Origin of the sequence: Pseudomonas sp. GM41(2012) (assembly GCF_000282315.2) — a bacterium.
Classification (GTDB): domain Bacteria; phylum Pseudomonadota; class Gammaproteobacteria; order Pseudomonadales; family Pseudomonadaceae; genus Aquipseudomonas.
The window spans coordinates 1,259,395-1,282,635 of sequence record NZ_AKJN02000006.1; the positions used below are offsets into that span (position 1 = coordinate 1,259,395).

Annotated in this window: 21 protein-coding genes; 12 read left to right on the top strand and 9 right to left on the bottom strand. The window is 60.2% G+C overall.

Annotated features, from left to right (window positions below):
* Both PMI27_RS20255 and moaB read right to left on the bottom strand, forming a co-directional pair.
* The gene (locus PMI27_RS20255) at positions 1-1,206 is read right to left on the bottom strand and encodes a molybdopterin molybdotransferase MoeA (RefSeq protein WP_008151535.1); all 1,206 of its coding nucleotides are present in this window, start codon (positions 1,204-1,206) and stop codon (positions 1-3) included.
* Positions 1,203-1,742 carry a molybdenum cofactor biosynthesis protein B gene (gene moaB, locus PMI27_RS20250; protein ID WP_008151537.1) on the bottom strand — a complete coding sequence of 180 codons (540 nt, stop codon included), beginning with the start codon at positions 1,740-1,742 and terminating at the stop codon, positions 1,203-1,205. The genes PMI27_RS20255 and moaB overlap by 4 nt, the downstream gene beginning before the upstream one ends.
* A gap of 295 nt (positions 1,743-2,037) precedes the next feature.
* On the opposite strand from moaB, the gene PMI27_RS20245 reads away from it, so the two are divergent.
* Both PMI27_RS20245 and PMI27_RS20240 read left to right on the top strand, forming a co-directional pair.
* Positions 2,038-2,928 carry a LysR family transcriptional regulator gene (locus PMI27_RS20245; RefSeq protein ID WP_008151540.1) on the top strand — a complete coding sequence of 297 codons (891 nt, stop codon included), beginning with the start codon at positions 2,038-2,040 and terminating at the stop codon, positions 2,926-2,928.
* Between the two features lie 142 nt (positions 2,929-3,070).
* The gene (locus PMI27_RS20240) at positions 3,071-3,322 is read left to right on the top strand and encodes a MoaD/ThiS family protein (protein ID WP_008151542.1); all 252 of its coding nucleotides are present in this window, start codon (positions 3,071-3,073) and stop codon (positions 3,320-3,322) included.
* A 13-nt stretch (positions 3,323-3,335) separates the two neighbouring features.
* Here PMI27_RS20240 and PMI27_RS20235 read toward each other — a convergent pair whose 3' ends face one another.
* Entirely contained in the window at positions 3,336-4,124 is a 789-nt protein-coding gene (locus PMI27_RS20235; protein ID WP_008151543.1) for a DeoR/GlpR family DNA-binding transcription regulator, read from the bottom strand.
* Positions 4,125-4,421: 297 nt separating this feature from the next.
* Here PMI27_RS20235 and PMI27_RS20230 point away from each other — a divergent pair, with 297 nt between their 5' ends.
* From PMI27_RS20230 to PMI27_RS20220, 3 genes are all read left to right on the top strand, one after another.
* Positions 4,422-5,309, top strand: a complete 888-nt coding sequence (locus PMI27_RS20230) for a serine hydrolase domain-containing protein (RefSeq protein ID WP_008151546.1) — start codon at positions 4,422-4,424, stop codon at positions 5,307-5,309.
* A 138-nt stretch (positions 5,310-5,447) separates the two neighbouring features.
* Positions 5,448-7,643 (top strand): ornithine decarboxylase SpeF, encoded by a 2,196-nt coding sequence (gene speF / locus PMI27_RS20225; protein WP_008151548.1) that lies wholly within the window; start codon positions 5,448-5,450, stop codon positions 7,641-7,643.
* A gap of 1,041 nt (positions 7,644-8,684) precedes the next feature.
* Positions 8,685-10,361 carry an MFS transporter gene (locus tag PMI27_RS20220; RefSeq protein ID WP_008151882.1) on the top strand — a complete coding sequence of 559 codons (1,677 nt, stop codon included), beginning with the start codon at positions 8,685-8,687 and terminating at the stop codon, positions 10,359-10,361.
* 72 nt (positions 10,362-10,433) lie between these two features.
* On the opposite strand, the gene PMI27_RS20215 is transcribed toward PMI27_RS20220, so the two are convergent.
* Positions 10,434-10,856 (bottom strand): HD domain-containing protein, encoded by a 423-nt coding sequence (locus PMI27_RS20215; protein WP_008151880.1) that lies wholly within the window; start codon positions 10,854-10,856, stop codon positions 10,434-10,436.
* A 21-nt stretch (positions 10,857-10,877) separates the two neighbouring features.
* The gene (locus PMI27_RS20210) at positions 10,878-11,249 is read right to left on the bottom strand and encodes a PH domain-containing protein (protein ID WP_008151878.1); all 372 of its coding nucleotides are present in this window, start codon (positions 11,247-11,249) and stop codon (positions 10,878-10,880) included.
* A gap of 200 nt (positions 11,250-11,449) precedes the next feature.
* On the opposite strand from PMI27_RS20210, the gene PMI27_RS20205 reads away from it, so the two are divergent.
* Positions 11,450-11,875 carry a hypothetical protein gene (locus PMI27_RS20205; RefSeq protein ID WP_008151876.1) on the top strand — a complete coding sequence of 142 codons (426 nt, stop codon included), beginning with the start codon at positions 11,450-11,452 and terminating at the stop codon, positions 11,873-11,875.
* Positions 11,876-11,892: 17 nt separating this feature from the next.
* Here PMI27_RS20205 and PMI27_RS20200 read toward each other — a convergent pair whose 3' ends face one another.
* The 4 genes from PMI27_RS20200 to PMI27_RS20185 all read right to left on the bottom strand — a co-directional run bounded on the left by PMI27_RS20200 (position 11,893) and on the right by PMI27_RS20185 (position 16,047).
* Positions 11,893-12,372, bottom strand: coding sequence for a VOC family protein (locus tag PMI27_RS20200; RefSeq protein WP_008151874.1), 480 nt, complete (start codon positions 12,370-12,372; stop codon positions 11,893-11,895).
* A 313-nt stretch (positions 12,373-12,685) separates the two neighbouring features.
* Positions 12,686-14,455 (bottom strand): SulP family inorganic anion transporter, encoded by a 1,770-nt coding sequence (locus tag PMI27_RS20195; RefSeq protein WP_008151872.1) that lies wholly within the window; start codon positions 14,453-14,455, stop codon positions 12,686-12,688.
* 49 nt (positions 14,456-14,504) lie between these two features.
* Positions 14,505-15,326 (bottom strand): polyphosphate kinase 2, encoded by an 822-nt coding sequence (gene ppk2 / locus PMI27_RS20190; protein WP_008151870.1) that lies wholly within the window; start codon positions 15,324-15,326, stop codon positions 14,505-14,507.
* Positions 15,327-15,384: 58 nt separating this feature from the next.
* Positions 15,385-16,047 carry a hypothetical protein gene (locus PMI27_RS20185; protein WP_008151869.1) on the bottom strand — a complete coding sequence of 221 codons (663 nt, stop codon included), beginning with the start codon at positions 16,045-16,047 and terminating at the stop codon, positions 15,385-15,387.
* A 184-nt stretch (positions 16,048-16,231) separates the two neighbouring features.
* On the opposite strand from PMI27_RS20185, the gene PMI27_RS20180 reads away from it, so the two are divergent.
* The 6 genes from PMI27_RS20180 to PMI27_RS20155 all read left to right on the top strand — a co-directional run bounded on the left by PMI27_RS20180 (position 16,232) and on the right by PMI27_RS20155 (position 23,165).
* Positions 16,232-17,506, top strand: coding sequence for a flavohemoglobin expression-modulating QEGLA motif protein (locus tag PMI27_RS20180; RefSeq protein ID WP_008151867.1), 1,275 nt, complete (start codon positions 16,232-16,234; stop codon positions 17,504-17,506).
* 160 nt (positions 17,507-17,666) lie between these two features.
* A complete protein-coding gene (locus PMI27_RS20175; protein ID WP_008151865.1) occupies positions 17,667-18,977 on the top strand; it encodes a flavin-containing monooxygenase in 1,311 nt (436 codons plus the stop codon).
* 24 nt (positions 18,978-19,001) lie between these two features.
* Positions 19,002-19,418, top strand: a complete 417-nt coding sequence (locus PMI27_RS20170; RefSeq protein ID WP_008027166.1) for a RidA family protein — start codon at positions 19,002-19,004, stop codon at positions 19,416-19,418.
* Between the two features lie 161 nt (positions 19,419-19,579).
* Positions 19,580-20,257 (top strand): DUF1028 domain-containing protein, encoded by a 678-nt coding sequence (locus PMI27_RS20165; RefSeq protein ID WP_008151862.1) that lies wholly within the window; start codon positions 19,580-19,582, stop codon positions 20,255-20,257.
* Entirely contained in the window at positions 20,254-21,402 is a 1,149-nt protein-coding gene (argE, locus tag PMI27_RS20160; protein WP_008151860.1) for an acetylornithine deacetylase, read from the top strand. Before PMI27_RS20165 ends, argE begins: the two co-directional genes overlap by 4 nt.
* Before the next feature lie 347 nt (positions 21,403-21,749).
* Positions 21,750-23,165, top strand: a complete 1,416-nt coding sequence (locus tag PMI27_RS20155) for a purine-cytosine permease family protein (protein ID WP_008151857.1) — start codon at positions 21,750-21,752, stop codon at positions 23,163-23,165.
* The last annotated feature ends 76 nt before the right edge of the window (positions 23,166-23,241 follow it).

The following is a 23,241-nucleotide window of genomic DNA, read 5'->3' on the forward strand; positions in this document are numbered from 1 at the left end:
TCAGAACAATTCGCTGAAGGGGATAAACCGCGCCATGTCGCCGACTTCCAGCGTGCAGCCCTCTGGAATCTCGACCAGTCCATCCGCCCATGAGGCGCCCAGCAACACGCCGGAACTCTGGTTCGGATAGAGCACCGCTCGACCCGCCTCCAGCCGCGCCCTGAGGTACTCCCTGCGGCTGCCCGGTTTAGGCCAGGCAAAACCGACGTTGATCGGGAAGCTCAACGGCGTGACGTCTTCGACACCCTGAATCCGCAACACATAAGGCCGCGCCAACAGGCCAAACGTCACCAGCGCCGACGTCGGGTTACCGGGCAGGCCGATCACAGGCACGGTGCCAAAGTGGCCCACGGTCAACGGCTTGCCCGGCTTGATCGACAGCTTCCAGAGCAGCGGTTTGGCGCACTCACGCAGCACCTGCCCGAGGCAATCGGCGTCACCGGCGGACACCCCGCCCGTGGTGAGAATCAAGTCCGCCGCGTGCTGCAACTGTTCGAGCTTGAGCCGCGTCTGCCGCGCTTCGTCAGGAAGAATGCCGGCATCGATGACTTCGCAACCCAATGCGCTCAGCCAATGGCTCAACAAAGTGCGATTGCTGTTGTAGATGCTGCCGGGTTTGAGCGGCGTTCCCGGATCGATCAGCTCATCACCCGTGGAGAGCAAGGCGACCCGTGGCCGCCGCACCACGTGCACATAGGTGCAGCCCTGAGCCGCAGCGACGGCCAACTCGAAAGGCCCCAGTCGCTTGCCGGCCAGCAACAGCACTTGCCCGGCACGGTTCTCCTGGCCTTGCGGGCGGATATTGTCACCCACCGCCAGCGGCTGCTTGAAACTGACGCGGCCGTCGTCCAGCACCTGTGTGTTTTCCTGCATTTCCACGCAGTTGGCCCCTGACGGTACGGGGGCTCCGGTGAAGATGCGGGCGCAGGTTCCCGGGCGTAACGCTTCGGGGGCCCTGCCGGCAAAAATCTGCTGCGACACGGTCAGTGGCTCGCCGTGCCAGTCGTTCACATTCAGGGCATAACCATCCATGGCGCTGTTCGGCCAGGGCGGCAGATCCAGCGTCGCCAGCAAATCATTGGCCAGCACCCGTTGCCGAGCTTCACTCAACAGCACCGGCTCGCTGTCTTGAAGACGTTGCGCCTCGGCCATCTCCAGCAAACGGGCGATGGCCTCTTCCACTGGCATCAGCGGTGACCGATTCATCCCCGTGACCCGCATGTTTGCACAGGCTTGAGGTGCGGCACGAAATTGCACGGACGGTGGCGGGCGTCCAGTTGCTCAGCAAGAATGCCCTCCCACGCCGTGCGGCAAGCGCCCGTGGAGCCTGGCAGGCAGCACACCAGCGTGCCGTTGGCGAGCCCGGCCAAGGCCCGGCTCTGCACCGTGGATGTGCCGATGTCGAGGATGGAAATCGCGCGGAACAACTCACCAAAGCCATCAATCTGTTTATCCAGCAAACAGGCCACCGCCTCAGGCGTGCTGTCACGGCCGGTGAATCCGGTGCCCCCGGTAATCAGCACCACCTGAATCCCTTCATCGGCAATCCAGTGCGCGACTTGCGCGCGGATTTTGTACAGGTCGTCCTTCAACAGGTTCCGTTCACTCAGGGTGTGACCGGCTTCCAGCAAGCGGCTGACCAGTAATTGCCCGGACGTGTCATTGGCATATTCACGGGTGTCGCTGACGGTCAGCACGGCAATATTCAACGGTATAAATAACGCATCAGACTTCACGCTCATGTCATTCTCCGGCCGATATAAGTTAAATAACTTTCGGAGACTAAATGGCTTAAACAAGCACTGTCTAATCACTCTAATCAACCAGATTATCGAGCGTATCTATCGACAATAAGTGGGTGTTAATTGCAATTAATCCGACCAGTGATAGAGCCCATCGATAACCCCTTAAATACTGCTGATTGGACGCATGGCAACGACAGTGAGATCGTCTGCGCCTAACGCCATCAGCCCAGCCTTGTGTCTTGGGCACCTGAGTCAATACTTACCTCTCATTCCTCCGCCAGCGGGTGCCATCATGGACATCAAACAACTCAAGTTCCTGATCGCACTGGAGCAGACCCGACACTTCGGGCAGGCCGCCGCGCGCTGCCACATCACTCAGCCGACCCTGTCCATGCGCTTGCGCAACCTGGAGGATGAACTGGACCTGGTGCTGGTCACCCGGGGCCAACGCTTCGAGGGTTTTACCCAAGCCGGTGAACGGGTGCTGGCATGGGCCAAGACGTTACTGGCCGCCCACGACGGGCTCTTCGCTGAAGCCGCCGCGTGCCGTGGCCAGTTGGTCGGTAACTTGCGATTGGGCCTGGTGCCGCTGAGCAGCTTTAATCCCGTCAGCTACATTCAAGGCCTCAACCGCAGCTTCCCCGAGCTGAAATTCAGCCTGTGTTCCCTCAGTTCAGACCAGATCATCGAAGGCCTTGGCAACAATCAACTGGACTTGGGCGTGTGCTACCTCGATCACGTCAACCCGAACTATTTCGAGTCTTTCGAGATCGGCGAGACCCGCGTCGGCCTGCTGTACGACACGCGGCACTTTCATTTCGAAGGCACTGAAATGAGCTGGGAAGACGCCGCCGAACTGCCCCTGGGGATGATCAGCAACGGCATGCACTATCGAAAATCCATCGATCTGAGCTTCCGCAGCCGCGGGCTCAACCCGCAGCCGATACTGGAAAGCGATTCGACGTACCAGTTGCTCCAGGCGATTCACGAAGGCTTCTGCTGCGCCATCATGCCGCTGGACAGCGGTCTGGAAGAGCCCATCGAACATCTGGCGTTCATCAACCTGCCGGATGCCAGTGTGCTGGCGCCCCTGGGGCTCGTCATGCGCAAAACCGAGCCACGTTCGGCCATTGCCGAGAAATGTTTTGCTGAAGCCAGGTTGCTATTCAGTCCAAAGAGCTGACACTTGTTATTTTCAACTAACAACGTATTCACGCACTTTAAGACAGGGTGATCGACGTAACTAATCACTGAATCAGAACAAGCGATTAGACGCACTCATTGAATATCCGTAGCCTGAACTTAGTCCAGTGGGAGGACGCACAATGATTCTGATCAGTTACTTCGCTCGCTATCGCGAGCAGCTGAACCTTGGCGGTGAAAAGCTGCCATTGACGGCAACCCTCAAAAGCATCGACGACGTCCGCCAACTGCTGATCGCGCGTGGCGGTGTCTGGGCAGAGGTGCTCGGTGAAAACAACCTGATGTGCGCCTTGAACCAGGAGCTGTGCCACCCGGATCAGGCGATCGAGGACTTCGACGAGATCGCCTTTTTCCCGCCGGTGACCGGGGGCTGAAGCATGACGCGCTTCACGCCTCCACCTGCACCACTTCAATCCCGAGCTTCTGATAGTCCCCGACATTGCCCGACGCCACGTGGCGCTCGGTAATCAGGGTATGAATGCGCTGACACGGCGCGACCACGAACGGCTCCACCGCCCCCAGTTTGTCAGCAGTGGTGACGGCTACGACATGGGAGGCGCTGGCGAGCATCGCCTGTTTGACCGGCACCTCATCGAAATGCAGGGAGGTGATGCCGACTTCCGGGTGAATCGCACAGACACCCGTGAACAGCAGATCAGCCTTGATGCCCTCGATCAGCCGCAGGGTTTCATGTCCGCTGGCCGACATGGTCGCGGGGTTGAGTTGCCCGCCGGCCAGTATCACCGTGATGCCTTTGTATTCGGCCAGGGTGATCGCGATCATCGGCGAGGCGGTGACGGCCGTGATGACAATGTCCGAAGGTAGCGATCGGGCGATCTGCAGCGTCGTGCTCCCCGAATCGAAAATCACAATCTGGCCGTTGTGTACCTGGCGTGCGGCGAGTTGCGCCAGGTGAGTTTTCACCTCATCGGTTTCGCTGACGCGGGTGAAATAATCCTTGCCGGTGTCCTTGGGCCGCGGCAACGCCCCGCCGTGCACCCGCTGCACCAGCCCAGCAGTCGCCAGCTCCGCCAGATCACGGCGAATGGTGTCTTCGGACACCGCGAAATGCTGGCTCAGCTCGCCCGCCATGACCTTGCCGTCACGTTCGAGGATCAACAGGATTTTTTGCCGGCGCAGATGAGGGAGTTCGGCGGCTGAATGTGAATCGTGCATGTTTTTGCCCGCTTTTGCGTGTAATTGCGTGTTTGTGCGAGACTAGCCAAAGCGCGGGATAAACACAAACCAGCCAGCTATCAATTGTTTCGATGATTCAAATCATGAAGCCGAATTTTTTATTTGTTTGTGACCTATTCAAGATGGCGCCATCACACATGTTTTGGATGAAAACTTCATGAATCTAAATTTTGCCTTTGCCTGCATGATCGTGGTCTCGTTCGCGATTGCGTTGGGTCACGCCTAATCAGCAAAAGCCAAGGGCCATTCGCTCCCTCCTCCATCCAGAGTCCACTCATGCTGTGTTCCCTTGTTTCGAACGGCGCGCTCGTCACGCCTGAAAGGCCGGATACAACGGTTCCCTGGTGGAGCTTTACCAAAACCGTGCTCGCGGCCGCGGCGCTGTCACTGGTGCGTGACGGGTTGATCAACCTGGACGACACCGTCGCTGAAGGCCCCTTCACTCTGCGCCAGCTGCTGCGGCATGAGGCCGGGCTGGCGGATTATGGCGAACTCACCGACTACCACAACGCCGTGGCCCTCCATGAGACGCCCTGGCCTGCCGATGACATGCTGCAACGCCTTGATGCCAGCCGGTTGCGCTACGCACCCGGGGACGGTTGGCGCTATTCGAACGTCGGCTACTTGTTCGTGGCACGACTGATTGAACGCGTGACGGGGCGCTCGCTTGACGATGCGCTCGCGGAACGTGTGTTCGCCCCCCTCGGTTTATCCCGCGTACGCCTAGCCAAAACGCGAGCCGATCTGGAGGGCGTGAACATGGGAAGCGCGCCATCCTACGACCCCGGCTGGGTCTATCACGGTTTACTGGTTGGCCCGCTAGAGGAAGCCGCGCTTTGTCTGGACGGTCTGCTGGCCGGCAACCTTCTGCCAAACCCACTGCTGCAATCGATGCAATCGGCACGCGTCCTCGGCGGCCCGATTCCCGGTCGCCCATGGCTTTCCCCGGGCTACGGTCTCGGCCTGATGCAGGGTTTGGTCAGGGGCGATCTGTCGTTGAGCGGACACACCGGCGCCGGTCCGGGCAGCGTGGTGGCGGTCTATCGCTGCGTAGATGGCGAAAACGCGGCGAGTTGCGCGGTCTTTCATGAAGGTGCCGACGAAGGGGTTGCCGAAACAGAGGTGGTCGAACGCCTGTCGGCAGTCCTTGGCAAAAGCCGGTAGAAAAGCCGTAACCCTTCCCAACAGGGTCTAAACCCGTGTCCACATGATTTGGATCAGGGAGCCTTGAAGTCGCCCTCGCTAAATTGATCTCTTGAAAAAAGCCGACAAGTGACTGTCCGCCAGGAGATTCCCCCCCGCATGAAAGCAGCCCTGAAAATTGCCGCCAGTGATTCCGCGTTCGATTGTTTCCAGACCTCCCGAGAAGTAATTCCGCTCAATCAAACCGACTACACCGATGTCGCGGTTGCGGTGTTCTCTGTAGAAGATGTGATGGCGGGCGCCCTGGACGCCCTGCAGCGTACCGGTTTCGATATCCCCATTTTTCTCGTCGCCTCCCCCGGTTCCGGCAACCGCGCCCGGGACGTCTACCAGCACCTGCAAGATGTTCTGCTGCAGGTGAATGGCATTTTTGACCCCTCGCGCAACAACGCCGAATACCATGGCAACCAATTGGAGACCGCGGCAAAAGCCTATGAAGAAAGTCTGCTGCCGCCGTTCTTCGACGCGCTCAAGCACTACACCGAATCGGCCAACGCTACATTCGCCTGCCCGGGCCACCAGGGCGGCCAGTTTTTCCGCAAACACCCGGCTGGCCGGCAGTTCTTCGACTTCTTCGGCGAGACCCTGTTTCGCGCCGACATGTGCAACGCCGACGTCAAGCTCGGCGATTTACTGATCCACGAAGGCCCGGCCCTCCTGGCGCAAAAACACGCGGCGCAGGTGTTCAACGCCGACAAGACCTACTTCGTGCTCAATGGCACATCGGCCTCCAACAAGGTGGTCACCAACGCGCTGCTCACGCCTGGCGATCTGGTGCTGTTCGACCGCAACAACCACAAATCCAATCACCAGGGTGCGTTGATCCAGGCCGGGGCTACCCCGGTTTACCTGGAAACTGCGCGCAACCCTTATGGGTTCATCGGCGGGATTGACGCCCATTGTTTCGAAGAAGGCTACCTGCGCGAACTCATCTGCGAAGTCGCACCGGACAAGGCCGAGCTGCCACGGCCGTTTCGCCTGGCGATCATTCAGCTGGGCACCTATGACGGCACCGTCTACAACGCCAGACAGGTCGTCGATCGCATCGGCAAACTGTGCGACTACATCCTGTTTGACTCGGCGTGGGTGGGCTACGAACAGTTCATCCCGATGATGAAGGACTGCTCGCCGTTGCTGCTGGATCTGCATGAAAACGATCCCGGTATCTTTGTCACGCAATCGGTGCACAAACAGCAGGCAGGGTTTTCCCAGGCGTCGCAGATCCACAAGAAAGATCGCCATATCAAAGGCCAGGCCCGTTATTGCAGCCATGCACAGCTGAACAACGCCTTCATGGCCCAAGCCTCCACCAGCCCGTTTTACCCGCTGTTCGCCTCACTGGATGTGAACGCGCGCATCCATTCCGGCCGCAGTGGCCTGCGCCTGTGGGAAGACTGTGTGAAGTTCGGCATCGACGCACGCAAGTTGATTCTGGAAGCGTGCACCATGGTTCGTCCCTTCGTGCCGGACACCATTGACGGTCGCCCCTGGCAGGACCATCCGACCGAGGACATCGCCAACGACATCCGCTTTTTCGAGTTCCATCCGAAGGATCGCTGGCATGCCTTCAGCGGTTACGCCGACAAGCAATACTTTATCGACCCCTGCAAGTTGCTGTTCACCACGCCCGGCATCGACCCGGTGGATGGCAGTTACACCGACTTCGGCATCCACGCGGGCATCCTCGCCAACTTCCTGCGCGAGAATGGCATCGTTCCGGAAAAGTGCGACCTGAACTCGATTCTGTTCCTGCTCACCCCGGCCGAAGACTGGGCGAAGATGACTCATCTCGCTTCACAGATCGCGCGCTTTGAACGCTTCATCAGTGATGACGCGCCGATGAGCCGGGTGTTGCCGGCCATCTATGCGCAGCACGAGGAGCGCTATCGCAACTACACCATTCGCCAACTCTGCCAGGAGATGCACGACCTCTACCGCACCCACAACGTCCAGCAATTGCAGAAGGCGATGTTCCGCAAGGAACACTTCCCGAAAAAGGCCATGAATCCGCAGGCAGCGCAGTTCGAATTCATCCGTGGCAACGTCGAACTGGTGGCGCTGGCCGACGCGCAGGGTCGCATCGCTGCCGAAGGTGCGCTTCCCTATCCACCCGGCGTGCTCTGCGTGGTGCCCGGGGAAATATGGGGCGGTGCGGTGCTCAAGTATTTCCTGGCGCTGGAGGAAGGCATCAACTCACTGCCTGGCTTCACGCCGGAACTGCAGGGCGTGTACTTGAAGCAGGAAGGTGATCGTATTCGAGCCTATGGGTACGTGATCAAGACGCTCCCACATTAAGTGACGCGCACATCATCTGTAGGAGCATGGCTTGCCCGCGATGGGGCCCTCGGGAACGCCAACAGCATCGCGAGCAAGCTTTGCTCCTACAGGGCCGGTTTGCAGAGAATCGGAAGGTGATCGCATTCGAGCCTATGGGTACGTGATCAAGACGCTCCCACATTAAGTGACGCGCACATCATCTGTAGGAGCATGGCTTGCCCGCGATGGGGCCCTCGGGAACGCCAACAGCATCGCGAGCAAGCTTTGCTCCTACAGGGCCGGTTTGCAGAGAACAGGAAGGTGATCGCATTCGAGCCTATGGGTACGTGATCAAGACGCTCCCACATTAAGTGACGCGCACATCATCTGTAGGAGCATGGCTTGCCCGCGATGGGGCCCTCGGGAACGCCAACAGCATCGCGAGCAAGCTTTGCTCCTACAGGGCCGGTTTGCAGAGAACAGGAAGGTGATCGCATTCGAGCCTATAGGTACGTGATCAAGACGCTCCCACATTAAGTGACGCGCACATCATCTGTAGGAGTATGGCTTGCCCGCGATGGGGCCCTCGGGAACGCCAACAGCATCGCGAGCAAGCTTTGCTCCTACAGGGCCGGTTTGCAGAGAATCGGAAGGTGATCGCATTCGAGCCTATGGGTACGTGATCAAGACGCTCCCACATTAAGTGACGCGCACATCATCTGTAGGAGCATGGCTTGCCCGCGATGGGGTCCTCGGGAACGCCAACAGCATCGCGAGCAAGCTTTGCTCCTACAGGGCCGGTTTGCAGAGATCTCATTCAGAAAACAATTGCCCGCAACAACTGATGCGCCGGATCGCGATGCGGCTCACAGGGGGGATAGCCCAGGGGTAAACGTGATGGCGAGTGGATATCTGCGCGAAGCCGATTATGCTTCAAGAAACCTTGCAGCGATGCGAGGCCGTCAGCCTGTGTGCATGCTTCGCGCAATCCGTAATCCGACGACATCAGCCCCAGGGCCTGGGTGCGGCAAAAAGGTAACGAGGTACTCCGGCCTATAACAAGAACGACGGAGAAGACTCATGGCCGCAATCGACAACACTTCCACGGGCAGCGCGCCCCACCACGGGATCACCAAGGAGGAGCGCAAGGTCATCTTTGCCTCGTCCCTGGGCACCGTGTTCGAGTGGTACGACTTCTACCTTTATGGGTCTCTCGCGGCGATCATTGCCAAGCACTTCTTCGCCGGCGTCAATGAGACAACGTCCTTCATCTTCGCGCTGCTCGCGTTCGCCGCGGGCTTTGCGGTACGCCCCTTCGGTGCCATCGTGTTCGGCCGACTGGGGGACATGATCGGGCGCAAACACACCTTTCTCATCACCATCGTGATCATGGGTATCTCCACCGCCGTGGTGGGCTTTTTGCCCGGCTACGCGACCATCGGCGTGGCAGCACCGATCATCCTGATCAGCCTGCGCCTGCTGCAAGGCCTGGCCCTGGGCGGTGAGTACGGCGGCGCGGCGACCTACGTGGCCGAGCATGCGCCGAAAGGCAAGCGCGGCTACTTCACCTCGTGGATTCAAACCACGGCAACCCTTGGGCTGTTCCTCTCGCTGTTGGTGATCCTCGCCTGCCGAACCATTCTCGGCACAGAAGCGTTCGAGGCCTGGGGCTGGCGGATTCCGTTCCTGCTGTCGATCCTGCTGCTGATCGTCTCGGTGTACATCCGCTTGCAACTCAGCGAGTCACCGGTGTTCTTGAAAATGAAGGAAGAAGGCAAGTCGTCCAAGGCGCCGCTGACTGAATCCTTCGCCCGCTGGGAAAACCTCAAGATCGTGATCATGGCCCTGCTCGGCGGCACTGCCGGCCAGGCCGTCGTCTGGTACACCGGGCAGTTCTACGCGCTGTTCTTTCTGCTGCAGACGCTGAAGATCGAACCGCAGACCGCCAACCTGTTGATTGCCGGCTCCCTGCTGATCGGCACGCCGTTCTTCGTCATATTCGGCAGCCTGTCCGACCGCATCGGCCGCAAGGGAATCATCATGGCCGGCTGCATCCTGGCGGCAGTGACCTACTTCCCGATCTTCCATGCGTTGACCCAATACGGTAACCCCGACGTGTTCATCGCGCAGGAGAAGAACCCGGTCACGGTGGTTGCCGATCCGGGCCAGTGCTCGTTCCAGTTCGACCCGGTGGGCAAGGCCAAATTCACCAGTTCCTGCGACCTCGCCAAGACCGTGTTGGCGAAGAGGGCCATTCCCTACAAGAACGTGAAAGCCGAACCGGGCACCGTCGCGCAGGTCCGCATCGGCGACAAGGTGATCCCGAGCTTCGAGGGCACCGGCATGCCGGCCGCCGACTTCAAGGTCAAGAACGACGCCTTCGCCGCCACCCTCGGCACCGCGCTCAAGGACGCCGGCTACCCCGAGAAGGCCGACCCGGCCAAGACCAACTACCCGATGGTGCTGCTGCTCCTGACCATCCTGGTGATCTACGTGACCATGGTCTACGGCCCGATCGCCGCCTGGCTGGTGGAACTGTTCCCGGCGCGCATCCGCTATACCTCGATGTCGCTGCCCTACCACATCGGCAATGGCTGGTTCGGCGGTTTTCTGCCCACGGTGGCGTTCGCCATGGTCGCGGCCACGGGCGATATCTACTACGGGCTGTGGTACCCGATTGTCATCGCTGTGATGACGGCCATTCTTGGCACGTTCTTCCTGCCGGAAACCAAGGATCGGGAAATTCATCACACCTAAGGCTGGCACCCGCCCTCTCCTGCCAGGGAGAGGGCAATCCGAAAGGAAATGGGGATCTATTTGTTCGGCTCGTCAGGAGCGCAACACGCCGATCGCCCGCCGATATTTTTCAACGCGCTCCAGGTCTTCCCACGACGGCTGCGCGATTCGCGACAAGTCGCTGTTCTCTTCCAGGTCCGCCAGTTTCACCACCCGGCCTATCGGGTTCTTCGCCGCGCGTTCGACGAAGGCTTCATAGGACTCGCCCGGCACTTTGGTGACCGACTCGATGGCGGTCAGAACGGCTTCGCTGAAGCCTTCCTTGCGCAGGTCATCAAGGCTGATGCCGCAGTCTTCGACCACGTCATGCAGCACCGCGACGATGCGTTCTTCCAGCGTGTTGACCCGCAACATGACTTTCAGCGGATGCAAGATGTAAGGACTTCCGCCCTTGTCCACCTGCCCCTCATGCGCGGTGGCGGCGATGGCAATGGCACGTTCCAGTGTCTGGCTCATGTCGTTCTCGAAAATCCGGGATCAGCCCAACAGATGCTGTGAGATGAGTTTGGAAATCTCGACCATAGACGTCTTTCCGGTGAATTCAAACTTCACTTTGCCCAGCGCCGAGAAGTAGATTTCCAGCTCAGAGTCCAGGTCGAAGGTGCCCGAGGTTTCCACGGAGTAAGCGACGATGTTCTTGTAGGGCAACGAAGTGAAGTCTTTTTTGCTGCCGGTGATGCCTTGCACGTTCACCGCGATGATTCGTTTGTTGGTAAACACCACGCCGTCGCGCATGGATTTATAGGCATCAATGACCTGCTCGCCGTCCAGCAGCAGCGCGGTGACTCGCTCTGCGTACTCGTTGTTTTGCTTGAGTTTGAAAAAGCCTTTGTTGTTGAAATCGATCATCCGTCATCCCCTTCCTTAAAGAGTGTTCCCTGGATTGCCAGCACGTGGCGCGGCGAGCATACCATCGGGCCCGCGCTTTTTCGCGCCCCCTCCCACAGCGGATCTAAAAAACCAATGGAACCTCGCGCCTCATCGCGTTTTCGAAACCCTATCAGCGCTGATCTTTGATCAAACAAGGCGCCATTGGAGAGGAAATCCCGATGAACAGTAGACTGCTGTTTTTGCTGGCCAGCCTGAGTCCCACCCTGGTCATGGCTGAAGGCTGTGACGTGCTGACCCGCTCTCAAAGCCCTTCCGTGCCGGTGGTCGAAACGCATAGCTGCTATGAGTACGAAGGCATGCCGGTGAACGCCATCGATTGGTCATGCAGCAACGAGAGCAAAGACATGCTGACCAGCACCAAGAAAAAAGTCGAACAGTGCGCCGATCATTCTCAGGCCACTTGCATCGCCACGTTGACCCAAGAATCGCTGGCCAATCCTCACTCCACCAGCAAGGACAAGAGCAACACATCGCTGAATATTCCGAACAATGCTCAGGTCACTACGTATTACTACGGCGCTGAGCATTTGAGTCAGGCGAAAATTGATTGCGAGTCGGGTGGAGGTCACTGGAAAGCGCAGTAACCCCCCAGCAGCGTGGGTTAGCCCTTAACAGCCGCTTCAATCGTAGCGATGTCGATCTTTCCCATCTCCATCATGGCGTCGAACGCGCGTTTGGCCGCTGCTTGATCAGGATTGGCTATCGCGGCGCTCAGAACACGTGGTGTGATCTGCCATGACAATCCCCACTTGTCCTGGCACCAGCCGCATACATTTTCCTGGCCGCCATTTCCGACAATCGCGTTCCACAAGCGGTCCGTTTCGGCTTGGTCGTCGGTCGCCACCTGGAACGAAAAAGCCTCATTGTGCTTGACCCCCGAGCCCCCGTTCAGTCCGAGGCAAGGGATGCCCATCACCGTGAATTCGACCGTCAGGACATCGCCCTGCTTGCCTGCCGGATAGTCGCCAGGCGCGCGAAGGACCGCTCCCACAGCGCTGTCGGGAAACGTCTTGGCGTAGAACGTCGCAGCGTCCAGCGCGGTGCCGTCGTACCACAGACAAATCGTGTTTTTGCTGATCATCTTGGTTCTCCAGAATCAAAACGGGTTCGTGCATTCTGGTACGGGTTCGCTCTTCGTGCACCTTGAAGTCAGAAACCCCCAAGCGCTGAGTGTAATGCTGTTCACTTAAGACATTCTTCAGTCGAGCTAGAGCCTGTGGCGAGGGGATTTATCCCCGTTCGGCTGCGAAGCAGTCGTAATCCAGACAACTTAGTCTGTCTGAAAAGATGCTGGGGCCGCTTCGCAGCCCAACGGGGATAAATCCCCTCGCCACAAATGTGGAAGCCGCGCTTAAGTGAACAGCATTACAATCGCTGAGTGACGCCAACGCCACTCAGCGCGCCGCGTCCACCGGTTGGATCACCAGGTAGCTGTCGACGGCATCGTCGATGGTTGGAAAGAACGCCGTTTCGCCAAGCCGTGCGAACAGCCCGAATCGCTTCAGCTTGTCCTTGACCGGGTCCTTCATCTCGGCCACGCACAACTTGATGCCCGCCGCGTGCAAGGTGTCGTCCAGTTCAGCCAGCATGTCGGCAGAGGTCACGTCCACACTGGTGACGGGTTCTGCCGCAACGACCAACCAGCGCACGGGCGTAGGCGACGCCGCCACGGCAGCAAGCACTCGGTCATTGAACAGTTCGGCATTGGCGAAAAACAACGGCGCATCCCAGCGAAACAGCACCAGGCCGGGGATAAGGCTCGCGTCGGGATAACGCTGGATGTCGTGGTAGCCCCTGACCCCCTTGGCTTGCCCCAGCACCGCGGAATACGGCCGCCAGCCATCCCACAGAAATTCGATCACGGCGATCACGATGGCCAGCCCGATGCCCTCGATCGCACCGAACACGGCCACGCCGACGGTGCAGACGATCGACAACCAGAACTCCCAGCGCTGGATACGATAAATGCGTCGCAGGTCGGCGACTTCAATCAGGCCGATGGCCGAGGCGATCACCACCGCTGCCAGTGCGCTACTGGGCAAACTCTGCAACAGGTTCGGCGCCACCATCAGCAGCAGGGCAACGGCCAAAGCGCCGACAACCCCGGTCAACTGGGTTTTGGCGCCTGCGGCTTCGGCCACGGGGGTACGTGAAGAACTGCTGCTGATTGGAAAGCCCTGGAAAAAACCCGCCGCCAGATTGGCAAAACCGAGCCCTGCCATCTCCTGGTTCGGATCGACATAGGAACGGGTCCGCGCCGCATACACACGCGAGAGCACGCTGGTGTCGGCGAACGACACCAGGGCGACGGCGAAACCGCCGATGAGCACGGGGACAATATCGGCGCGGGTGATCCAGGGGATGGCGAACGCCGGTAAACCTTGTGGCAAAGCACCGAGGACCGACACACCCGCACGCGCGGCAAGGTCCAGCACACCGACGGCAATGGTCGCGCCTGCCACGGCGATCAAGATGCCCGGCACGCGTTTGAAGCCCTTGAGCAGCATGATCACGACCAAGGTGGCTGCGCCGATCATGAACGTGGTCCAGTTGGTCTTTCCTTCCATCACCGCGGTGACGATCGCCCATATGTTTCTCAGCGGGCCGTCGGACTCAATCGAAAAACCGAAAAACTTGGGCAGTTGGCTGATCAATACGGTCAGCGCGATGCCGTTCATGTACCCGTAACGAATCGGTTTGGAAAGCAACTCCGTGATGAAGCCCAAACGCATGATGCCCGCCAGGATGCACACGGCGCCTGAAACGATCGCCATCATGCCCGCCAGGGCGATGGCGCGATGCGGGTCGCCACCCGACAGGGGCAGGACGACAGCCAGGATAACGGCGGCCAGTGAGGAATCCGGGCCCAGCACCAGAATCCGGCTAGGCCCGAACAATGCGTAAGCGAGTAACGGAACGATGGTCGCGTAGAGGCCATAGATGCCGGGTACGCCCGATGCCACGGCGTAGGCAATGCCGACGGGCACCAACATCGTGGTGAGCACCAGCCCGGCCATGATGTCGTGACGCAACCAGGCCACCTGGTAACCGCGCAGCGTGCGAAGCCCGGGAAGCCAGCGGCTCCAGCCGGATTGCACGCCGGTATTGCGGTGTGCAATCCGGCCCGGTTCCGGGACGGGAGGTGAAGAATCCGAATCGCTCATAGAGCTGTGGCCTATAGGTGTACAGCGCAGATTCGTTTAAACGTGTCCGTCAGAATTTTTCGGGCACTCGCCGGTGCGGATAATCCGGGTCACGATAGCCGCCTGGCTTCTGCCGTTTGGGCAATACCACCTCCTCGCGTGCGACTTCCTTGTACGGGATACGGCTGAGCAAATCGTTGATGATGTTAAGGCGCGCCCGCCGCTTGTCGTTCGAGTTGGCCACCAGCCAGGGGGCATGATCGGTGTCGGTTGCCTTGAACATGTCGTCACGCGCGCGTGAATAGTCATACCAGCGGCTGTATGACTTGAGATCCATGGGGGTCAGTTTCCAGATTTTGCGCCCATCCTTGATGCGCTCCTGAAGCCGGCGGGTCTGCTCCTCTTCGCTGACTTCCAGCCAGTATTTGAGCAAGATCACGCCCGAGTCGACGATTGCCCGCTCCACCAGAGGCGTTGTCCTCAGGAAATTGGCCACCTGCGCTTTGGTGCAGAACCCCATCACCCGCTCGACACCCGCCCGGTTGTACCAACTGCGATCGAAGATCACCACTTCGCCGGCCGCGGGCAGGTACGGCAGGTAACGCTGGACATACATCTGGCTTTTCTCTCTATCACTCGGCGCCGTTAGCGCCACCACCCGAAAGACACGCGGGCTCACGCGCTCGGTAATCGCCTTGATCGTTCCGCCCTTGCCAGCGCCATCGCGCCCCTCGAAGACGATGCAGACCTTGATGCCCTTGGCTTTTACCCACTCCTGCAACTTGACCAACTCGACATGCAGGACGCGCAGTTGCTCCAGGTAATCCTTGTTTTTCAGCTTCAGGGTTTCAGCAGCATTACGCTTAGGGGCTTTCTTCTTGTCCTTTGCCATGACCAAGACCTCATAGATGCCAGTCGCCAATAGGTATTCAGCGTAGGTTGCTTTCTGCTCATCCGCCGAGCGCGATGATCGCGGTGATCAGTACAGCGCCGATGACTGCCGTCGCAAGACCGCCTTGCCACGGTTTTGCGCCGGCGTACTTCGAGAGCATCCAACCGGCGATGAACAGCACCCCGAGTCCGATCAGGTTAGACAGGCGCACGGCGAGCTCCGTCTGGTCGAGCAACAGAAACGGCACGACAAGCGGGAATGTCGATAACACCACCAACAGAAACACGCCGAAAGCGCCCCTGAAATCATCCCAACCGAGGCGCGGCTGTACCGGCATGGATGAATATTCGACCAGGCGGCGACGCAACGATTCCAGTTCTTCAGGGCCGGCCGCAGCTGCGAGACGCGGGGGTAACGCCTCGGCAATGAGCGCTTGCCCGGCGGCGGCATCCGTCGCACCGAGCAGGTTGGTGCGAAGCGTACGGTTGCGCGTGCGCTCGATCAGGGTCCGCAGCAAATACATCACGGCGTCCGCGAGTCCCCAGGCGAGGTTGCAACCCAGCGCGGCGATCATCATCGTGCGCTCCGCCTCCTGGCCAGACGTGGCCACGCTGATCGTCCCAGTGAAGGTCATTGCCATGAGCAGGCCGAAGATGACCTCCGTGACACGGTCGACCGGATCAAGAACACGGGCCCGCTTTTGCTCTCCAGTGCTTTGCATGCGCTCATCCTCGCCACGGCTGCGTCAGCGTGGTCCTGTCCTGGTTTTCAGCCGTGCCTGGATGGCCAAGACCCGGCATCCGCAAGCACACGGAACAGCTTAGTTCAGACTTGACCTATCACAACGCGACGTATCGACAACGACTAAACTTTTGCGATTGAACCTTGTTTCCAAGGAGATCTCTGTGAGCGCCGCGCCCCTGTCCGAACTCGATGCCGCTCTACCCGGTCTGGCCCGCAAGATCCACGTGCTGGAGGCCCTGGCCTGGCCGGACGGGGTCGAGGAAGTATTCCTCGCGCGTTGGCGCGCCGGGCGGGCGGAACTGCCCAAGGTCGAACTGCGCCCGCATGACCACAGCGCCGACATCACCGCCCTCGAAGCCTTTATCGGCCGCTGCGATGAGGGCCATCCGGCCGGGCGTCACCTCGCCATGACGGCGCGCAGCTATGCGACGGCGGGGCAAATGCTAGGTGCCATTGGCACCCCCGCCTTTACGCAGTATTCGTCAGCGTTGTACCGGCGCCCGGACTTCTACTATCCACGCCTGAAACTGAGCATGCTGGACGCGGCCCAATTTTTCCTCAAGACCACCGACGCCCTTCTGGGCGGTGCGCGGATTCCACCGTGCCCGGCCGACATCCCGGCCGAGGTCTTCGCCGCCTGGATGCAACCGGAACTCGACCGCTTCTTCGGACCGGGCCGGATCACCATCGTGCTCGATCCGACCCTGGCCGCCAAGGCCATCGCCGGGGCCAATCGCATCCGCCTGCGTGCCAGCGCCCTGTTCTCGGAACTGGACAAGAACCAGCTGTTGCAGCATGAGGCCTTCGTGCATGTCGCCACGGCACAAAACGGCGCGCTGCAACCCAACCTCAAAAGCCTGGGCCTGGGGGCGCCACGCACGACCCAGACCCAAGAGGGCATCGCCACCCTGGCCGAGCTGTTCACCGGCAGCATGGACATCAACCGCCTGCGCCGCCTCGCCCTGCGCGTACTCGCGGTCCAACAGGCGCTGGATGGCGCCGATTTCATTCAGGTATTCGAAGGTTTTCTGGCGGCGGGTCAGTCGCAAGAGGAGTCCTTCCGCTCGACCCAGCGGGTGTTCCGCGGTGCCGACCTGCGCGGCGGCTCGGCGTTCACCAAGGATGCCGCCTACCTGACCGGTTTGCTCGGCGTGCATACCCTGTTGCGCCTCGCGATCCGCGACAACCGGCCGGAACTGGTGGGCCATTTGTTCGCCGGGCGCCTCAGTCTGGGCGATACCGTTCGCCTGGCCCCGCTCTTCGAGTCCGGTTGGCTGCAGGGGCCGGTCCATGTCCCGGCCTGGGCCTCCGATCTGCGCCTGCTCGCCGCCAACCTGGCCTTTTCCGCTTTTATTTCCCGAATCAAGCTGGATGTACTCGACCTGGAGGTGCTCATGGCCTTCGCCGACGAGCATGAAGCCGATGCCAGCGCCTAGCGTTTAAAGGACGAGCCACCGAACCAAACGCTCTGCATCAGTTATTTATACTCAAATGCCAGCTTAATAATATTTTACCGATACCAGGGTGATCCCTAGTCTTGACCCCAAGAAATGGCAGGCCGTTACCGACCTAAATCCAACTTCGAAGGGTATAGAGATGACCACTGAAAAAATAAAAACAGATACGCTGATTGTTGGCGCCGGTCAGGCTGGCGTGGCCATGAGTGAACACTTGAGCAAACTCGGGGTGCCGCACCTGGTGCTGGAGCGCAACCGTATCGCCGAACGCTGGCGCACCGGGCGCTGGGATTCGCTGGTGGCCAACGGTCCAGCCTGGCACGACCGTTTTCCCGGTCTCGATTTCGACGACCTCAGCCCCGACGACTTTGCCCCGAAAGAGCGGGTCGCCGACTATTTCGAAGCCTACGCCAAAAAATTCAACGCCCCGATCCGCACCGGCGTTGACGTGCTGAAGGTTGAGCGCAATGTCGGTCGCCCGGGCTTCACCATTGAAACCTCTGAAGGCGTGATCGAGGCCAACCGCGTGGTGGCTGCCACCGGGCCTTTCCAGCGCCCGGTTATCCCGCCAATCGCGCCTAAAGATCAGCCATTCACCCAGATCCACTCGGCCGAATACCGCAACCCGGCGCAACTGCCTGAAGGGGCTGTTCTGGTCGTCGGCGCCGGTTCGTCAGGCGTGCAAATCGCTGATGAACTGCAGCGGGCCGGCAAGAAGGTTTATCTCTCGGTCGGCGCCCACGACCGCCCTCCTCGCGCCTATCGCAACCGTGATTTCTGCTGGTGGCTGGGTGTGCTCGGCGAATGGGATCAGGCGGCCATGAAACCCGGCCGGGAACACGTGACCATCGCGGTCAGCGGCGCACATGGCGGCCGCACCGTGGACTTCCGTGGGCTGGCCCATCGCGGCATGACGCTGGTGGGCTTGACCCAGTCGTTCAACGGCGGCGTAGCGACTTTTCAACCGAACCTTGCGGAGAACCTGGCGCGCGGCGATGAGAACTATCTGGCGCTGCTCAACGCGGCTGACGCCTACATCGAGCGCAACGGTCTGGACCTGCCGGAAGAACCTGAAGCGCGCATTACCTTTTCCGATCCGGAATGCGTGACTCACCCGACTCTTGAACTCGACCTGACCAAGGCCGGCGTGACCTCGATCATCTGGGCCACCGGTTTTGCCACGGATTACAGCTGGCTCAAGGTTGATGCCTTTGACGACAACGGCAAGCCAGCGCATCAGCGCGGCGTGTCGAGTGAGCCGGGAGTGTATTTCCTCGGCCTGCCGTGGCAGTCCCGCCGCGGGTCTTCGTTCATCTGGGGCGTTTGGCACGACGCCAAGTACGTGGCTGATCACATCGCCATCCAGCGTTCCTACCTCGACTACCACGACGCCGCGCAACGCGAGGCGGAAACCGTCCCGGCCGCCCATAAAGCAACCGTCAGCGCTTGAGCCATTTTTCTTTAGGAGCTTCAAATGTCCACACCAACCCATACCCGTATTCGCATGTTCAACACCAAGGAAACCTACCCTAACCAGAGCCTGGACAATGACCTGTGCCAAGCGGTCCGGGCCGGCAACACCGTTTATGTTCGCGGTCAGGTCGGGACTGATTTCGAAGGCAACCTGGTGGGCCTCGGCGACCCGCGAGCGCAAACCGAGCAAGCCATGCGCAACGTCAAACAGTTGCTGGAAGAGGCTGGTAGCGACCTTAGCCACATCGTGAAAACCACTACCTACCTGATCGATCCGCGGTATCGCGAGCCGGTTTATCAGGAAGTCGGCAAATGGCTTAAGGGCGTGTTTCCGATTTCGACCGGGTTGGTGGTGTCCGCGTTGGGGCAGCCGCAGTGGTTGATGGAGATTGATGTGATTGCGGTGATTCCTGAGTAAGCAGGTACACCGAGTCGCGGCCATCGCAGGCAAGCCAGCTCCCACAGGTTAGTCGTCGTACACAAATCTGTGGCCACTGAAGATCCCTGTGGGAGTGAGCCTGCTCGCGATGGCGCCCGCCCAGACACCCATTTCGCCAAGGCAAACCAAGGAGCAAAACCATGACCTTCTCCATCGCAGCACGTTGCCCCGAAACCGGTCAGTTCGGCATTGCGATCAGTTCCTCCAGCATCGCCGTCGGCGCCCGCTGCCCCTGGCTGCTGCCCGGCGTCGGCGCCGTCTCCACACAAAACATCACCTTGCCGTCACTCGGCCCGGAAGTCCTCGCCCTCATGGAACAGGGCCTTGCACCGGCCGAGGCGTTGGACAAAGTCCTGACCCGCAACGGCTACAGCCAATATCGCCAGATCACGGCGATTGACCACCTCGGCCAGACCGCACACTTCAGCGGTTCGCAAACCCTGGGCAACCACAACGCCGTGTCCGGCGACCAATGCGTCGCTGCCGGCAACATGCTGGCGGACCGATCAGTGATCGAAGCCATGGTCGAGGCATTCGAGCATGGTGAAGGCCAACTGACCGACCGCCTGCTCGCGGCCATGAAAGCGGCCATCGCCGCGGGTGGCGAAGCCGGGCCGGTGCATTCGGCGGCGGTGGTGGTGGTCGGCGAATTGACTTGGCCGATCATAAACCTGCGGGTGGATTGGGCGGATCACGATCCAATCGGTCAATTGGAGAAACTCTGGGACGCCTATCGCCCCCAAGTCCAGGACTACATCGACCGCGCCCTGGCCCCCGACAAATCCCCTGGCTACGGTGTCGCCGGAGACGACCGATGAGCAACAGCCTCGATTTGCTGAAAACCTTGGTGGCGTTCGACACCACGAGCCGCGAATCAAACCTGCACCTCATCGAGTTTGTCCGCGACTACCTCGAACGATTCGACGTGCCTTGCGAGCTGGTCTACAACGAGCAGCGCAACAAGGCCAACCTGTTCGCGACCATTGGCCCGGCGGACCGGCCGGGCATCGTGCTGTCGGGGCACACCGACGTGGTGCCCGTCGACGGCCAGCCGTGGACCGTTGCGCCGTTCGAACTCACCGAGCGCGACGGCAAGTTGTACGGTCGCGGCACGGCGGACATGAAAGGCTACATCGCCTGCGTACTCGCGCTGGTCCCGTCGCTGGTGAACGCCACGCTGCGGCTGCCGGTGCACATCGCGCTTTCGTACGATGAGGAAGTCGGTTGCCTCGGTGTGCGTTCGTTGCTGTCGGAATTGGAAATGCGCCCGGTCAAACCGATGCTCTGCATCATTGGCGAACCGACCGAGCTCAAACCGGTGCTGGGCCATAAAGGCAAACTGGCGATACGCTGCGACATTCACGGTGAAGCGTGCCATTCGGCGTACTCACCGCTCGGGGTCAATGCGATTGAATACGCCGCTGAACTGATCGGTGAACTGGGGCGGATCGGCAACCGGCTCAAAGCGCCGGAGCATCACGATACGCGTTTCGATCCGCCGTTCAGCACCGTGCAAACCGGCGTGATTTCCGGCGGCAAGGCCTTGAACATCGTCCCCGCCGATTGCCGCTTCGACTTCGAAATCCGCGCCCTGCCCTCGCATGATCCGAGCGAGGTTGCGCAGGAGCTTAAGGCCTATGCCGAGCAACAGGTTTTGCCGCGCATGCGTGCTGTGAGTGAACAGAGCGAGATTCGATTTAGCGAGTTGTCGGCGTATCCCGGTTTGGCGACCGATGCTCATAGCGAAGCGGCTGAGTTGATCGCTGCGTTCTCAGGCTCCCGAGAGCTCGGCACCGTAGCCTTCGGAACCGAGGGCGGCCTGTTCGACGCCGCAGGCATTCCCACCGTCGTCTGCGGCCCCGGCAGCATGGATCAAGGCCACAAACCCGACGAATTCGTCAGCCTCGAACAACTCACCGCCTGCGACGCCATGCTCCATCGAATGCTGCTATCAATCAGCTAATTCGCCCCCACACGCCTCCCCTGTGGGAGTGAGCCTGCTCGCGATAGCGGTCTGACAGTCAAAATTTATTTGGCTGACAGACCGCTATCGCGAGCAGGCTCGCTCCCACAGGTTTTGTGCCCATCCAACGACTGGTATTCAACCCCGTCTGCGCCCGCGCGGACGCCGTAAAACCAGCCATCACACCCTCCCCACACGACATACATTTTTTAGCGTCTATACCCACAAACTTACTAATTTATCTCTCACTCCCCACCGCACATCATCAACTCCAACAAGAAAAGCGTCGCCCCCGTGCAGCGCTCACCGAAGTACGTCCACGTACTCAAATTGCCTTGGAGTCCGTCATGGTTACCGCAGCAACAACCTCCGCCCCGCTCATCGAAAAACACACCATCGGCTACGTGCCGCCCGAAGATCGCCACGGAAAAACCCGCGACCTGTTCACCCTCTGGTTTGGCGGCAACATCGCGCCGTTGCCCATCGTCACCGGCGCCCTCGGCGTGCAAATGTTCCACCTGAACCTGGTGTGGGGCATCGTCGCCATCCTCGTCGGCCACCTGGTCGGCGGCGTGCTGATGGCGCTGCACTCGGCGCAAGGCCCCCAGATGGGCATTCCACAAATGATCCAGAGCCGCGCCCAGTTCGGCTCCCTCGGCGCACTGCTGGTGGTGCTGATCGCCGGCATCATGTACATCGGCTTCTTTGCCTCCAACATCGTCCTCGCCGGAAAATCCCTGCACGGCGTGGTCGACAGCGTGCCAGTGCCGGTCGGCATCGTCATCGGCGCCCTTGGTTCCGGCATCATCGGCATCATCGGCTACCGCTTCATCCACGTACTCAACCGCATCGGCACCTGGGTACTCGGCGCCGGCATCGTGCTGGGCTTCGGCTACATCTTCACCCACGTGCAGACCGCCGACTTCCTCACCCGCGGCAGCTTCAACATCTCCGGCTGGCTCGCCACCGTCTCCCTCGCCGCACTCTGGCAAATCGCCTTCGCCCCCTACGTCTCCGACTACTCGCGCTACCTGCCCGCCAACGTGCCCGTGGCCGCAACGTTCTGGACCACCTACCTGGGCACCGTGCTCGGCTCCAGCCTCTCGTTCATCTTCGGCGCCGTCGCCGTCCTCGCCACACCCGTCGGCATGGACACCATGGACGCCGTCAAACTCGCCACCGGCTCCATCGGCCCACTGATGCTCGTGCTGTTCCTGCTCAGCGTCATCAGCCACAACGCCCTCAACCTCTACGGCGCCGTGCTGTCGCTGATCACCCTGGTCCAAACCTTCGCCTACCGCTGGATCCCCACCGCCAAAAGCCGCGCCGTCCTCTCGGTCATCGTCCTCGCGGCCTGCTGCTTCGCCGCCGTCGGCGCCTCCGCCAACTTCATCGGCCACTTCGTCGACATGGTGCTGGTGCTGCTCGTGGTACTGGTGCCGTGGACCGCGATCAACCTGATCGACTTCTACGCGATTCACAAAGGTCAGTACGACATCGGTTCGATCTTCAAGGTTGATGGCGGGATCTATGGGCGGTACAACCCGCAGGCGTTGTTGGCGTATGCGATCGGGATTGTGGTGCAGATTCCGTTTATGAATACGCCGCTGTATGTCGGGCCGATTTCAGAGCACATCAATGGGGCTGATTTGTCGTGGCTGGTGGGGTTGTTGGTGACTTCGCCGTTGTATTTCTGGTTGGCGAATCGGGACAGTGCTTACAAGCGTCGGTTGTCGAGTGGGAAACTGGCCACCAGTCTCTAACTGAAACCCAATCCCCCTTGTAGGAGTGAGCCTGCTCGCGATGAGGCCCTGACAGTCAACATCAATCTTGACTGTC